This is a genomic window from Streptomyces sp. NBC_00663 (assembly GCF_036226885.1).
GTDB lineage: Bacteria > Actinomycetota > Actinomycetes > Streptomycetales > Streptomycetaceae > Streptomyces.
In genome coordinates this window covers 4,174,625-4,187,925 of sequence record NZ_CP109027.1, presented here as the reverse complement: position 1 = coordinate 4,187,925, position 13,301 = coordinate 4,174,625, and the positions used below count along the sequence as shown (strand labels likewise).

The 13,301-nt window shown below is 72.1% G+C and carries 14 protein-coding genes; 12 read left to right on the top strand and 2 right to left on the bottom strand.

Annotated elements, in window-relative coordinates; all coding sequences use genetic code 11:
• Positions 1 to 28: 28 nt before the first annotated feature.
• Entirely contained in the window at positions 29 to 1,453 is a 1,425-nt protein-coding gene (locus OG866_RS19040) for an MFS transporter (protein WP_329336245.1), read from the bottom strand.
• A 124-nt stretch (positions 1,454 to 1,577) separates the two neighbouring features.
• On the opposite strand from OG866_RS19040, the gene OG866_RS19035 reads away from it, so the two are divergent.
• The 5 genes from OG866_RS19035 to OG866_RS19015 all read left to right on the top strand — a co-directional run bounded on the left by OG866_RS19035 (position 1,578) and on the right by OG866_RS19015 (position 7,249).
• Positions 1,578 to 2,696 carry an LLM class flavin-dependent oxidoreductase gene (locus tag OG866_RS19035; protein WP_329336243.1) on the top strand — a complete coding sequence of 373 codons (1,119 nt, stop codon included), beginning with the start codon at positions 1,578 to 1,580 and terminating at the stop codon, positions 2,694 to 2,696.
• Positions 2,696 to 3,367: a CE1759 family FMN reductase gene (locus tag OG866_RS19030; protein WP_329336242.1), complete on the top strand. Its 672-nt coding sequence runs from the start codon at positions 2,696 to 2,698 to the stop codon at positions 3,365 to 3,367. The genes OG866_RS19035 and OG866_RS19030 overlap by 1 nt, the downstream gene beginning before the upstream one ends.
• A 117-nt stretch (positions 3,368 to 3,484) precedes the next feature.
• Positions 3,485 to 4,282: a response regulator transcription factor gene (locus tag OG866_RS19025; RefSeq protein ID WP_329336241.1), complete on the top strand. Its 798-nt coding sequence runs from the start codon at positions 3,485 to 3,487 to the stop codon at positions 4,280 to 4,282.
• Positions 4,283 to 5,695 (top strand): HAMP domain-containing sensor histidine kinase, encoded by a 1,413-nt coding sequence (locus OG866_RS19020; RefSeq protein WP_329336239.1) that lies wholly within the window; start codon positions 4,283 to 4,285, stop codon positions 5,693 to 5,695.
• A gap of 354 nt (positions 5,696 to 6,049) precedes the next feature.
• Positions 6,050 to 7,249, top strand: coding sequence for an ArgE/DapE family deacylase (locus OG866_RS19015; RefSeq protein ID WP_443063648.1), 1,200 nt, complete (start codon positions 6,050 to 6,052; stop codon positions 7,247 to 7,249).
• On the opposite strand, the gene OG866_RS19010 is transcribed toward OG866_RS19015, so the two are convergent.
• On the bottom strand, positions 7,242 to 8,135 hold the full coding sequence (locus tag OG866_RS19010) for a LysR family transcriptional regulator (RefSeq protein ID WP_329336235.1): 894 nt from the start codon (positions 8,133 to 8,135) through the stop codon (positions 7,242 to 7,244). The two genes, OG866_RS19015 and OG866_RS19010, sit on opposite strands and share 8 nt — an antisense overlap.
• Positions 8,136 to 8,220: 85 nt before the next feature.
• Here OG866_RS19010 and OG866_RS19005 point away from each other — a divergent pair, with 85 nt between their 5' ends.
• From OG866_RS19005 to OG866_RS18975, 7 genes are all read left to right on the top strand, one after another.
• Positions 8,221 to 9,132, top strand: a complete 912-nt coding sequence (locus tag OG866_RS19005; protein ID WP_329336233.1) for an EamA family transporter — start codon at positions 8,221 to 8,223, stop codon at positions 9,130 to 9,132.
• Positions 9,133 to 9,143: 11 nt separating this feature from the next.
• A complete protein-coding gene (locus OG866_RS19000) occupies positions 9,144 to 9,836 on the top strand; it encodes an NAD(P)-dependent oxidoreductase (protein WP_329336231.1) in 693 nt (230 codons plus the stop codon).
• Between the two features lie 43 nt (positions 9,837 to 9,879).
• A complete protein-coding gene (locus OG866_RS18995; protein ID WP_329336230.1) occupies positions 9,880 to 10,542 on the top strand; it encodes a hypothetical protein in 663 nt (220 codons plus the stop codon).
• 89 nt (positions 10,543 to 10,631) lie between these two features.
• Positions 10,632 to 11,126, top strand: a complete 495-nt coding sequence (locus tag OG866_RS18990) for a MarR family winged helix-turn-helix transcriptional regulator (protein ID WP_329344187.1) — start codon at positions 10,632 to 10,634, stop codon at positions 11,124 to 11,126.
• Positions 11,127 to 11,391: 265 nt separating this feature from the next.
• A complete protein-coding gene (locus OG866_RS18985) occupies positions 11,392 to 12,009 on the top strand; it encodes a DsbA family protein (RefSeq protein WP_329336228.1) in 618 nt (205 codons plus the stop codon).
• A 70-nt stretch (positions 12,010 to 12,079) separates the two neighbouring features.
• On the top strand, positions 12,080 to 12,886 hold the full coding sequence (locus OG866_RS18980; RefSeq protein WP_329336227.1) for an MBL fold metallo-hydrolase: 807 nt from the start codon (positions 12,080 to 12,082) through the stop codon (positions 12,884 to 12,886).
• 2 nt (positions 12,887 to 12,888) lie between these two features.
• Positions 12,889 to 13,299, top strand: coding sequence for a nuclear transport factor 2 family protein (locus OG866_RS18975; RefSeq protein ID WP_329336225.1), 411 nt, complete (start codon positions 12,889 to 12,891; stop codon positions 13,297 to 13,299).
• The last annotated feature ends 2 nt before the right edge of the window (positions 13,300 to 13,301 follow it).

The following is a 13,301-nucleotide window of genomic DNA, read 5'->3' as shown; positions in this document are numbered from 1 at the left end:
GCGCAGTCCCCCGCGCCCCTGAGCGGCGTCAGTGGTGCTGTTCCTTTTGCGGGTTGCGTGGCAGCAGTGCCGCCAAGGGCAGGCATGTTGCCACCGCCGCTGCCACCACCAGCAGGCTGATCGTGCTGTTCGTGTGGAAGTACACCGTCGTCACCGCCGCCGCGCCCGTCGCGTTGGCCAGTTGCTGGACCGCGTTGAGGGAGCCGCTGGCGCTGCCGGCCTCTGTGGGGGCGATGTCGCCGATCGTGAGGTCGTAGATCGTGCCGAAGCAGGTGCCCATGCCCACGCCGAGGATCAGCAGGGGCGGGAGCAGATGCCAGGTGGTGGTGTGGGTGCCGGTGTGGTGGATCTGGAGCAGTAGCCAGACGCAGCCTGCCAGGAGGATCAGCAGGCCTGTGGTGGCCAGGCGGCGGCCGTAGGTGTGGATCAGGCCGTGGCAGGCGATCGAGGCGATCACGATGCCGAGGGTCAGGGGGATCAGGCCCAGCGCGGTGTCGGCGGGGGTGCGGCCCAGGTCCTGCTGGAGGAAGAGGGAGATGACGTAGAGGAGGCCCGACGTCGCGGCGAAGGCGGCCACGCCGAGGGTGAGGCCCGCGGCGAAGCCCCGGTTGCGCAGGAGTGACGGCTCGATGAGCGGGTGGGCCGCGGTGCGCTGGCGGTGGCAGAAGGCGGCGGACGCGGCGAGGCCGAGGAGAAGGAGGACCAGGGGGCGGGTCGTCCAGGCTCCCCCAGAGGAGGTACCCCCAGCCGAGCCGTCGATCAGGCCGCCCAGCAGGCCGAGCATCGCGCCCGCGAGGAGGGCGGAGCCGGGACCGTCCACGGAGACGGACCTGTCGCCGGTGTCCCGTGGGAGCAGGCGGGCGGCGGCGAGCAGTGCGGCGCCGCCCAGGAGCAGGTTGATCAGGAACATGGGGCGCCAGCCGAGGCCCGCGAGGTCGGCGTCGACCAGGAAACCGGCCAGGACCGGGCCGCCGACGGCGGAGAGTCCCATCGCGGGGCCGAACAGGGCGAAGGCCTTGCCGATCTGGTCGCGTGGCCACGTGGCACCGAGGATGCCGAAGCCCTGGGGGATGACGAGGGCTCCGAAGGCGCCCTGGACGAGGCGGGCGGCGACCAGGGTCGCGGGGGTGGGGGCCAGTCCGCAGGCCAGTGAGGCGGCGACGAAACCGGCGAGGCCGGTCAGGAACAGTCTGCGGCGGCCGTACTTGTCGCCCAGTCGCCCGCCGGGGACGAGCAGTACGCCGAGGGCGAGGGCGTAGGCGGCGCCCAGCCACTGGACCAGGCCGGGGCCGCCGCCGAGGTCGGCCGTGATGGTCGGGGCGGCGATGTTGGTGATCGTCGCGTCGAGGAGGTCGAGGACATCGGCGGCGAGGATCACGGCCAGGATCGCCCAGCGGGCGCGGGCGGGGAGAGCGGCTTCAGATTTGCTTGTCTCGTGCAGTGTCTGCGTCACGCAGATAAATATGTGGGGTGGCTCGCCAGGTGTCAACCGGGTTTCGTCGTGCGTGGAATACCGGGGGCGGGGTGGCCGTTCAGGGGTATAGTTGAACGGTCAACAACTTGGAGGGTGATCGGCCATGCAGTTCGGGATCTTCAGCGTCGGCGACGTCACGCCGGACCCCACGACAGGGCGGACGCCGACCGAGCGCGAGCGCATCAAGGCCATGGTCGCCATCGCGCTGAAGGCCGAAGAGGTGGGTCTCGACGTCTTCGCGACCGGCGAGCACCACAACCCGCCGTTCGTGCCGTCCTCGCCGACCACCATGCTCGGCTACATCGCCGCGCAGACCGAGCGGATCGTGCTCTCCACCTCCACGACCCTCATCACCACCAACGACCCGGTGAAGATCGCCGAGGACTTCGCGATGCTCCAGCATCTGGCCGACGGGCGCGTCGACCTGATGATGGGACGCGGCAACACCGGCCCGGTGTATCCGTGGTTCGGGCAGGACATCCGGCAGGGCATCAACCTCGCGATCGAGAACTACGCGCTGCTGCGGCGGCTGTGGCGCGAGGACGTCGTGGACTGGGAGGGGAAGTTCCGTACGCCGCTCCAGGGGTTCACCTCCACCCCGCGGCCGCTCGACGGGGTCGCTCCCTTCGTCTGGCACGGGTCCATCCGCTCGCCCGAGATCGCCGAACAGGCCGCCTACTACGGCGACGGCTTCTTCCACAACAACATCTTCTGGCCGGCCGACCACACGAAGCAGATGGTCGAGCTGTACCGCACGCGCTACGCCCACTACGGGCACGGGACCCCCGAGCAGGCCATCGTGGGGCTCGGCGGTCAGGTGTTCATGCGGGCCAAGTCGCAGGACGCGGTGCGGGAGTTCCGGCCGTACTTCGACAACGCGCCGGTGTACGGACACGGGCCCTCGCTGGAGGACTTCACCGACCAGACGCCGCTGACCGTGGGCTCCCCGCAGCAGGTCATCGAGAAGACGCTGAGCTTCCGCGAGTACGCCGGTGACTACCAGCGCCAGCTGTTCCTCGTGGACCATGCCGGGCTGCCGTTGAAGACGGTCCTTGAGCAGCTCGACATGCTCGGCGAGCACGTCGTTCCGGTGCTGCGCGAGGAGTTCGCGAAGGGGCGGCCGGATGATGTGCCGGAGGCGCCCACCCATGCGTCGCTGCTGGCCGCCGCGAAGACCGAGGCCGCCGCGACGAAGGCCGATGTGAAGAAGGAGACCGTGTGATGAAGCTTGTCGTCGTCTCGGCGGGGCTGAGCGTGCCCTCCTCCACGCGGTTGCTCGCCGACCGGCTGGCCGCGGCCGTGGGGCGGGCGGCGGCGGTGGATGCCGCGGTGGACGCAGCGGTGGATGTGCCGGTGGATGTGCAGGTCGTCGAGTTGCGTGAGCTCGCCGTGGAGATCGCGCACTTCTTCACCAACGGCTTTCCCGGCAAGGCGCTGGCCGCCGCGCAGGAGGCGGTGGCCGCGGCCGACGGGCTGATCGTCGTCACGCCGGTGTTCTCCGCCTCGTACAGCGGGCTGTTCAAGTCTTTCTTCGACGTCCTCGACAACGACGCGCTCGTCGGGAAGCCGGTGCTCGTCGCCGCGACCGGCGGCAGCGCCCGGCACTCGCTGGTGCTGGAGCACGCGCTGCGCCCGCTGTTCGCCTATCTGCGGGCCGTGGTCGTGCCGACCGCCGTCTACGCCGCCTCCGAGGACTGGGGTGCGGAAGGGCTTGAGGGGCGGATCGAGCGGGCCGCGGGGGAGTTGGCCGGGTTGATGGCCGGGCTGATGAGCGGGGCGTCGGGGAGGTCGGGAGCGGGTGCGTCGCTGCCGGCCGCTCGGCGCGGCGAGGGCGGCGGCTTGGAGGTCGTGCCCTTCGCCGAGCAGCTCGCCGCGTTGTCGCCGCGGCGATGAGAGGACGGTAGGGGGACGGGGTGCGGTTGCCTCTGTGACGGTGAGAGGCGGGTAAAAAGGCTGATCGTCGGGTCGCTCACCCGGCTGAACCGGCGGATGCCTTGGCACTATGGAGGCGTGCCTCAGACCGTGCTACTCGCCGAAGACGACCGCGCCATCCGTCATGCGCTGGAGCGCGCCCTCACCCTGGAGGGCTACCGGGTCACCGCGGTCGCCGACGGGGTCGAGGCGCTCGCACAGGCGCACCGCACCCCGCCGGACGTGCTCGTCCTGGACGTGATGATGCCCGGGATCGACGGGCTCCAGGTGTGCCGGGTGCTGCGGGCCGAGGGTGACCGGACACCGATCCTGATGCTGACGGCGCTCGTGGAGACCCAGGACCGGATCGCCGGGCTGGACGCGGGCGCCGACGACTATGTGCTGAAGCCGTTCGACGTCGAAGAGGTCTTCGCCCGGCTGCGGGCGCTGTTGCGGCGGACCGGGGGCGGTGCCGGCGGTGGTGCCGCCGGTGGTGTCGGCGGTGGGAGCGGGGGCGGTGGTACGGGTGCTGGTTCGGGGCCGGGTGCCGGCTCGGTTTCGGGGGTCGCTGACGTCGCGCAGAGGGTGGTACCCGAGCGGTATCTCGAAGCCGCCGGGATCCGGATGGATCCGCAGGCGCGGCGGGCATGGCGGGACGGGCGGGAGCTGGAGCTGACCCGTACCGAGTTCGAGCTGCTGGAGCTGCTGGTCCGCAACGCGGGGATCGTGCTCGACCACTCGACCATCTACGACCGGATCTGGGGCTACGACTTCGGACCCGGGTCGAAGAACCTCGCCGTCTACGTCGGCTATCTGCGGCGCAAGCTCGACGAACCGGGGGCGCCGCAGCTGATCCACACCGTGCGCGGCGTGGGGTACGTGCTGCGGGAGGACTGAGTGGGACGCCTCGCGCGGCTGCTGCGTCGGCGGCGGCCCGGGCTGGTGTCCCTCGCGACCACGTTCGCCGTGTCCTTCGCGGCCGTCACCGCCGCCGTCACCGTGCTCGTCGGCATCCTGTCCTACAGCGCGGCGGCGCGGCTCGTGCGGGTCGATCAGCAGTCCGTGTTCGACGAGGTCGTCCAGGATCTGCGGGACGAGGTGCGGCAGCACCGGATGGCGCCGGAGGACTTCTCGTCGTCGGCGCCCGGGCATGACCTGGTGCGGCCGGCCCGTACGGACGTGCAGGTGCTGGGGGCGGACGGGTCCGTCGTCGATCCTGGTAGTCCTGGGCTGCCCGTGACGGATGCCGACCGGGCTGTCGCCGGGGCCCGGGCGGCCGGGGAGCTGACCGAGCACAAGGACGTCGACGTCGGCAGCGATGTGTATCGCGTGGCCACCGTGTCGCTCGGGGGCGGGCGGGGGGCCGTGCAGGTCGCCCAGGAGTTCAGTGACACCGAGGATCTGTTGCAGGCGCTTCAGCAGCGGACGCTCATTCTCATGGCGGCGGTGGTGGTCGGTGCCGGGTTGTTCGGGTGGTGGCTCGCTCGGCGGATCACTCGGCGGTTGGTGGTGCTGACGGCCGCGGCGGAGGACGTCGCTCGTACGCGGCGGCTCGGGGTCCAGGTGCCGGTGACCGGCTATGACGAGGTGGGGCGGCTCGGGCGGGCCTTCGACCGGATGCTCGGGCGGCTCGCGCAGTCGGAGGAGGATCAGCGACGGCTGGTGCAGGACGCCGGGCATGAGCTGCGGACGCCGTTGACCTCGTTGCGGACCAATATCTCGCTGCTGCGGCGGATCGACGAGCTGCCTCCGGAGACTCGGGAGGAGCTGGTCGCCGACCTCGGGCAAGAGGCGCGGGAGCTGACCGACCTGGTCAACGAGCTGGTCGAGCTGGCTGCCGGGCAGTCCGATACCGAGCCGCCGCAGCGGGTGGATCTCGCCGATATCGCGGAGGACGTGGCGGGGGTGGCCCGGCGGCGTACCGGGCGGGAGATCCTGGTGCGGGCCAGTGGCGACACGTCGACGGACGGGCGGCCGGGGATGCTGACCCGGGCGGTGTCCAACCTGGTGGAGAACGCGGTGAAGTTCGACCGGGAGGGGCGGGGACCCGTCGAGATCCGGGTGGCTGGGCCGGCTCGTGCGGGGGTGGTGCGGGTGGAAGTGCTGGACCGGGGGCCCGGGATCGGGGACGAGGAGCTTGTGCGGGTGTTCGACCGGTTCTATCGGGCTGCGGATGCCCGGTCGTTGCCGGGGTCTGGGCTGGGGCTGTCGATCGTGCGGGAGGTGGCGCTGGCCCATGGGGGCGCGCCGTTCGCCGTTCGGCGGGACGGGGGTGGGGTCGTCATCGGGTTCACCGTGGGGGGTGGCTGAGCGGGCTGCCCGGGTGCGGGTGCGGGTTCGGTTGCGGTGTGGGTTCCGGTGCGTTGTGCGCGGTTCGGTGGGGTGGGGGTCGGGGCTGTGCCGGGGGGTGTCCGTCCTCGGAACGGCGCGGAATCGGTTGGTTATCAACGCGGCCGTGTTGACGCGCCAACCGCTGCGGGCGGCCCCCCGACACGTCCGCTTCCCGCCGTTGCGCGCTGCGGCTCCGTGGGGGGCTACGGGGCCCGCCCCGGGACGTCGTAGCGTCTCCCGCAGATCCGAACTGCCGGGAGGTTCTCCTTGTTGCTTGATCATGAAGCCGCTGTGCTCGATGCCATCGATGAGGCCGCGGTCGCGCGTACGTTGATGGAGCTCATCGCCGTGCCGAGTGTGACCGGGAGTGCGGCTGAGGCGGAGATTCAGCAGCTGTTGGGGCGGCGGCTGGAGCTTCTCGGGCTTGATGTCGATCTGTGGCGCATGGACCTGGACGCGTTGCGCGCGCAGCCGGAGTTTCCCGGCAGTGAGGCTCCTCGTGAGGAGGCCTGGGGGCTGGTCGGGCACATGGGTGAGGGTGGGGACGGGCCCCTCTTCGTGTTGCAGGGGCATGTTGATGTGGTGCCGGGCGGGGATCCGGGGGCCTGGGTGGGGGATCCCTTTGTGCCTCGGGTGGTGGGGGACGTCGTTCATGGGCGGGGGGCCTGTGACATGAAGGGCGGGCTGGCCGCGCAGTTGGCTGTGGTGGGGGCGCTGCGGGCGGCCGGGGTGCGGCTCAGGGGGCGGGTCGGTGTGCATTTCGTAGTGGGGGAGGAGGACGGGGGGCTCGGTGCCTTCGGCACTTTGCAGCGGGGGTACGGGGGTGATGTGTGCGTCATCGGGGAGCCGACCGGCGGGACGCTGGTCACCGCCAACGCGGGGGCGTTGACCTTTCGGCTGACCGTCAACGGGCTTGCCGCGCACGCCAGTTCGCGGGAGAAGGGGGTCAGCGCCGTCGATGCGTACATGGGGGTGCATCGGGCGTTGGGGGAACTGGAGGCGCTGCGCAATCGGGAGCCGCATCCGTTGCTCGCCGAGTATCCGATCCCGTACGCGGTGTCGGTGGGGACCGTGCGGGCCGGGGACTGGGCCAGCAGTGTGCCTGATGTGCTGGTGGCGGAGGGGCGGCTCGGGGTGCGGCTGGGGGAGGAACCGGCCGCTGCCCGGGCGGAGTTCGAGCGGTGGGTGGCGGAGGTCTGCGGTCGTGATCCCTGGCTGCGGGAGCATCCCGTGGGGGTGAGCTGGCCGGGCGGGCAGTTCGCCAGTGGGCGGCTGCCGGAGGGGCATCCGTTGGTCGGGGTGTTGCGGGACGCGCATGCGGATGCGGGGGGTGGCGGGTCGTTGCGGGAGCGGGGGGCCACCTATGGGAGCGATCTTCGGCTGTACGCGGGGGCCGGGGTGCCTGCCTTGCAGTACGGGCCGGGGGACATCGAGGTCGCCCACAGTGCGCGGGAGTGTGTGTCGGTGGGGGAAGTGGTGGGCGTGGCAAGGACGTTGGCGCTTGCTGTGCTGCGGACCGTCGGGGTCAGGTGACGGTCTCGGGTACGCCGAGCACCTTGAGCATCGCCCTGGTCGCCGGGCTCGGGTTGAAGCGGCTCCAGATGAGGTATTCGATGCGGCGCGGGCCGTCGGACACCGGGATAAGGGCCAGGGCCGGGTCCGCTGCTGCGAGCGGGGTGATGAACGCCGACGGGAGGAGCGCCACGCCCAGGCCTCGGGCGACCAGGCGGGTGATCAGCTCGACGACTCCCGCCTCGTAGGCGACGTCACGGGTCAGGCCCGCGGCGGCGAACGCCTGGTCGGACTGGGCCCGGGCGGGGGTGCCGGAGACGAAGTCCACGAAGGTCTCGCCGGCGATCTGGCGCAGGGTGACGCGGGGCGTGCCGGCCAGGGGATGCGCGGCCGGGACGAGGAGGGCGTGCTTGTCGTGGTCCAGGGCCAGGGCCTCCACGTCCGTGGGGCGCTGGCTCTCCGGCAGGCCCAGGAAGGCGATGTCCAGCTTGCCGTCCCGGACGGCCGCCGCCAGGTCGTCGCTGCGGCCCGAGCGCAGGGCGACCCGGACCTGGGGGTGCCTGGCCCGGTAGCGCTGGAGCAGCTCCGGTACGTCCACCGCGGCCGTCGTCACGATCACGCCCACGGCGAGCCGGCCCCGTACCACCCCTGTCGCGGCCGCGGCGTCGGCCGCCGCGCGGTCGGCCGCGGCCAGGCACTCGCGCGCCGCGGCGACGAACGCCTCGCCCGCGCTGGTCAGTTCGACGCGGCGGCTGGTGCGGGCGAAGAGCTTCACGCCCAACTCCCTTTCCAGACCGGCTATGCGGTGGCTGAGGGAGGACTGGACGACATCGCAGCGCTCAGCGGCGCGGGTGAAGTTGCGGGTTTCGGCGACGGCCACGGCGTAGCGCATCTGCTGGAGGTCCATGCCTCGCATCATGCATGGTCGGTGTGCATGGGTGCTATGCCAATCATGTGTTGGATTCATCGGTGGCCGCGTTGATATTTGGTTCATGAGTGTCTTGACCGAACGGCCGCCGCAGGCCCGGCAGGCCGCCACCGTCGCGCTGACCGCGCTCGCCCCGGCGGCCTGGGGGACCACCTACGCCGTGACCACCGAACTGCTGCCGCCCGGGCATCCGTTGTTCTCCGGGCTGATGCGCGCCCTGCCCGCCGGGCTGGTCGGGCTCGTCCTCACCCGGGTGCTGCCGCGCGGGGCGTGGTGGTGGAAGGCCGCGGTGCTCGGCGTGCTCAACATCGGTGCCCTGTATCCCCTGTTGTTCCTCGCCGCCGAACGGCTCCCCGGCGGAGTCGCCGCCACCCTCGGCGCCACGCAGCCCCTGCTGGTCGCCGGGCTCGCCGCCGCCGTGCTGCACGACCGGCCGACCCTCTGGCGCTGGGCCTGGGGTGTGACCGGTGTCCTCGGGGTCGGGCTCGTCGTGCTCGGGCCGGGGGCGCGACTGGATGCGGTGGGCGTGGTGGCGGGCCTCGGCGGTACGGCGTCCATGGCCGCCGGGATCGTTCTGCTGAAGCGCTGGGGGTGGCCGCCGGGGGTCGGGCCGCTGGCGTTGGCCAGTTGGCAACTTGCCGCAGGGGGGCTGGTGTTGGTGCCGCTCGCCCTCGTCGGTGAGGGGGTGCCGGAGCGGATCGGCTCCGGGGCCGTCGCCGGGTATCTGTGGCTCGGCAGCATGGGCGGGCTCATCGCCCACATGCTGTGGTCCCGCGGGATCGGCAGGCTGCCGGTGGGCGCCTCGGCTCCGCTGGTGCTGTTGTCCCCGCTGGTCGCCGCCGTCGTGGGCGTCGTACTGGGCGAGTCACTGAGCCTGCCGCAGACCCTCGGGTTCGTGCTGGCGCTGGCCGCGATGGTCGCGGCGCAGCTGGATGCCCCGAGTCGGGCCACCTGCACAGAGAGAGGACGTCGTTGATGAGGAACGACATGACCATTGCCGTGCTCGGCGCCACCGGGATGGTCGGCCGTCGCGTCGCCGCCGAGGCCGGGGGGCGGGGGCATCGGGTGCTCGCGTTGTCGCGGAAGGCGGAGGGGGAGGCCGAGGGGGAGTCCGGGGCGGAGAGGGTCACCCGGGTCGCGGTCGATGTCGGTGACTCGGCGGCCCTCGCCGAGGTGCTGATGGGGAGTGGCGCGGACGTCCTCGTTCTCGCCGTGCGGAGTCATCCGGCGGACGAGGAGTTTCTCGTGGGGGCGACCCGTGCCGTGCTGGACGCCGGCGCGCGGCTCGGCGCCCGGGTGCTCGTGGTCGGCGGTGCCGGGGCGCTGCGCAGTCCGGGGGCGGGGGAGCTGCTGGTGGCCCATGACCCCGCGTACGTGCCGGCCGAGCTGCGGGCCGTCGCCGAGGCGGGCGTCGCTCAACTCCGGGCGTGTGAGGGGCATTTGGGTGCCGACTGGGTCTATCTGAGCCCGCCCGGGCTGCTGGAGCCCGGTACGCGGACCGGGCGCTACCGGCGGGGCGGCGACACACTCCTCACCGACGCCGGCGGGCGGTCGTGGGTCAGTGCCGAGGATCTGGCCGTCGCCGTACTCGACGAACTGGAGAACCCGGGCGGGGAGCGGCACTTCACGGTGGTGGCGGCTGAGGAGGATGAGTACCCGTACCCAGGGCGGAGCGAGTGATCGCGCCCATCCGGCGTGCCCCGGGGCGGCTTAGCGTCCTCGCATGTCCTCGAACGATTCCCCCGCCCGTCCGCCCCACCCCACCGGCGCCGGTGCCCTCGGCTGCGGCTGTGCCGTGCTCGTCGTCCTGCTCGGGGTTCTCGTCCTGGTGTTCGTCCAGCTCACCTGGGGTTCGGCGGGGGCGGCGGACTATCCCCGCGTCGCGCCCGAGGAGATGGCGGAGCGGGCCTTCGAACGGTCCCAGGAGGCGTACGACGTCCTGGGGTTCACGCGGACCGTGCGGCCGGGCGTCGAGAAGGTCGGTGTCAGTACGGAGAACACCTTCGACTCCGGCTTCTGCTACGACGGGGGGCCGCTGGGACTGGACGACAAGACGGTCGACGGTGCCTACACGATGAGCCACGACTGGGCCCTGGACGAGGTGCCGGCGAGCCAGGCCGTGCCCGGGCTGCGGCGGCTGCACCAGCGGCTGAAGGACGACGGCTGGGAGGTCACGTCGTATCGGGAGGGTACGGACGGGCAGGACTGGAGCCTGTTCGTGCAGCGGGACGACGGCGACGAGCGGATGTCCTTCACCTGGTTCCCGGACCGCGCGTACTTCCTGGGCGGCGCCAGTGTCCCGTGCGCCTACGACCCCGCATGGGAGGAGGGGGACGTCGGCCCCGCGGGGGACGATGTACGGCCGCCGGTGTTCGGTCCCGCGTAGGCGCGGTGGCGGTACCGGGAGGTGGGTGGGCCCGCGTGCACGGCATGATCTGTGGATCGCACGTGGGCGAACGAGAAGGGCGGCGGGACGTGGACGAGCGGGCGGAGATCTCTACGGCGAAGGAGGCCGCCGACAATCCGCTGGTGCTGGCCTTCGGACGGCTCCAGGGGGCGGCCAACCGGCTGGAGTACCTCCTGGGGCGGGCCCTGGAGGAGGAGTGCGGGATCAGCCATCTGATGTTCGAGGTGCTGCTCATCCTCGGACGGGCCGAGGGGGCCGGGCTGTCCATGCGGGCCGTCGCCCAGGAGCAGGTGCTGACGACCGGCGGCGCCACCCGCCTGGTCGACCGGATGGAGGCGGCCGGGCTCGTCGAGCGCGCCGAGGACCCCGATGACCGGCGGGGGCGGCTGGTGCGGCTGACCGAGCTGGGGGAGCGGACGGCGGTGCGGGCCTCGCGGGTGCACGTGGAGAACATCCGGCGGTACTTCCTGGCGCCGCTGCCGGCCGAGGACCGTGACCGGTTCGCCGAGGACCTGCGCATCCTGAGCCACTCCGCGCGGGATGTGCTGCCGCGGTTGCCCTGAGGCGGGGGCAGGCTTGGGGCGGGGGCAGGCGGGGGCGGGGTCGGTGGGCCGGAGGGGATGGAGGGCCGTGGGGTCCGGCATCGGCCGGTCGGCTTCGGGCTGCGGGCGGCGGGGGACGCTGGTTCACTGACTGACGGTGCTCTGGTGTGGCGGCTGTCACATCGCCGGTCATCCTTCCGGGGAAATACCTGACAGATCAGTTACTGTTGTGTCAGGTGAAATGCTCGCTTCCGGCGGGCGCCCCACACCCTTTGCCGAGGTCCCGATGAAGCTCGTCCACGTCTTCGATGCTTACTGCGGCTGGTCGCACGGGTTCTCCGGCACTCTGCGCGAGGTCGTCTCCCGCCACCCCGAGCTGCCCGTCGAGGTCGTCTCGGGCGGCCTGTTCACCGGGTCGCGCCGGGTGCCGATCCGTGAGTTCGGGTACGTCCAGGGCGCCAACGCCCAGATCGCCGAGCTGACCGGCGCCGAGTTCGGGGCCGCCTACGACCGGCTGATCGCCGACGGCTCCTTCGTGATGGACTCCGAGGCCGCCGCCCGCGGCGTCGCCGCCCTGCGCCAGGCCGCCCCCGACCGGGCCGCCGACCTCGCCGTCGCCCTCCAGCGGGCCTTCTACGTCGACGGCCTGAGCCTCTCCGACCCCGCCACCTACCGGAAGGTCGCCGAGGCCGCCGGTCTGGACGCCGAGGCCGTCGTCGCCGCCTTCGAGGCGCCCGGAGCACAGGACGCGGCCGAGGCCGACTTCCGCCGCTCGGCCGAACTCGGCGTCACCGGCTTCCCCACCCTCCTCGGCCTCGACGGCGACCTCGTCACCGTCCTCGCGCACGGTCACGCCACCGCCGACGACGTCGACCGGCGCCTGGCGTCCCTCCGCATCCACTGACCCCGCTCCCCGTCCCCACCCTGTCCCCGCCCCGTCCCCGTCCCCGTTCTCTTTTCTGAAGGAGTCTTCGATGAGCACGCTCGACTTCAAGGTCCTCGACCTCGACTTCCCGGCCGGCAGCAAGAACAAGACCGCCACGCTCGTCACCGGTGAGAGCGAGGCCCTCCTCGTCGACGCCGCCTTCACCCGCGCCGACGGCCACCGCCTGGTCGCCGAGATCCTCGACTCCGGCAAGACGCTCACCACCGTGTTCGTCTCCCACGCCGACCCCGACTTCTACTTCGGGGCCGAGGTCGTCGCCGACGCCTTCCCCCAGGCCAGGTTCCTCGCCACCCCGATCGTCATCGAGCACATCCAGCACTCCTACGAGGGCAAGCTCAAGGCCTGGGCCGCGCTCGGCCCCAACCTGCCCACCCGCCTGGTCGACCTGGAGCCGCTGACCGGCGACCTCACCCTCGAAGGCCACCGCTTCGAACTCAGGGGCGGCACCCCCGAACTGTCCGACCGCCACTACCTGTGGCAGGCCGAGCACCGCGCCCTCCTCGGCGGTGTCCTGCTCTTCCAGCAGGAGCACGTCTGGGTCGCCGACACCGCCACCCCCGAGTCCCGCGCCGCCTGGATCAAGCTCCTGGACGAGATGGCCGCGCTCGACCCGCAGCTGGTCGTGCCCGGCCACCGGCTGCCCGGCACCGCCGCCGACGCCTCCGCCATCACCGCCACCCGCGACTACCTCCTCGCCTTCGAGGAAGAGCTCGCCAAGGCCGCCGACGGCCCGGCGCTGACCGAGGCGCTCGTGGCCCGCTACCCCGACAACGGCATGCTGATCGCCGCGCAGATCGGCGCGAAGGTCGCCAAGGGCGAGATGACGTGGGGCTGACCATGACCGAGTTCGCGACCTCCCCCGCCCCCGCCGACGTCGTCCGCCGTCAGTACCTGGCCTCCGCCGCCGGTGACCTCGACGCCCTGCGCGCCACCCTCGCCCCCGACGTGGAGTGGACGGAGATGGCGGGCTTCCCCCTCGCCGGCACCTACCGCACCCCCGAGGGTGTCACCGCCAACGTGATGGAGAAGTTGGGCCAGGACTGGGACGGCTGGACCGCCCACGACGACACCTATGTCGTCGACGGCGACCGCGTCGTCGTCCTCGCCCGCTACAGCGCCGTCAACAAGGCCACCGGCAAGGCGATCGACGTCCGCGTGGCCCACTCCTTCGTCGTGCGCGGCGGACTCATCGTCCGCTTCGAACAGTTCGTCGACACCGCGCTTGTCCGGGACGCGATGACGGACTGATC

Excerpts from the sequence above, each read along its gene's own strand:
- OG866_RS18980 (WP_329336227.1), top strand. The coding sequence starts at position 12,080 with ATGAGCACGCTCGACTTCAAGGTCCTCGACCTCGACTTCCCGGCCGGC.
- OG866_RS19005 (WP_329336233.1), top strand. The coding sequence starts at position 8,221 with ATGAGTGTCTTGACCGAACGGCCGCCGCAGGCCCGGCAGGCCGCCACC.
- OG866_RS19015 (WP_443063648.1), top strand. The coding sequence starts at position 6,050 with ATGGAGCTCATCGCCGTGCCGAGTGTGACCGGGAGTGCGGCTGAGGCG.
- OG866_RS19030 (WP_329336242.1), top strand. The coding sequence starts at position 2,696 with ATGAAGCTTGTCGTCGTCTCGGCGGGGCTGAGCGTGCCCTCCTCCACG.
- OG866_RS18985 (WP_329336228.1), top strand. The coding sequence starts at position 11,392 with ATGAAGCTCGTCCACGTCTTCGATGCTTACTGCGGCTGGTCGCACGGG.
- OG866_RS18995 (WP_329336230.1), top strand. The coding sequence starts at position 9,880 with ATGTCCTCGAACGATTCCCCCGCCCGTCCGCCCCACCCCACCGGCGCC.
- OG866_RS19035 (WP_329336243.1), top strand. The coding sequence starts at position 1,578 with ATGCAGTTCGGGATCTTCAGCGTCGGCGACGTCACGCCGGACCCCACG.
- OG866_RS19010 (WP_329336235.1), bottom strand. The coding sequence starts at position 8,135 with ATGGACCTCCAGCAGATGCGCTACGCCGTGGCCGTCGCCGAAACCCGC.
- OG866_RS19000 (WP_329336231.1), top strand. The coding sequence starts at position 9,144 with ATGACCATTGCCGTGCTCGGCGCCACCGGGATGGTCGGCCGTCGCGTC.
- OG866_RS18975 (WP_329336225.1), top strand. The coding sequence starts at position 12,889 with ATGACCGAGTTCGCGACCTCCCCCGCCCCCGCCGACGTCGTCCGCCGT.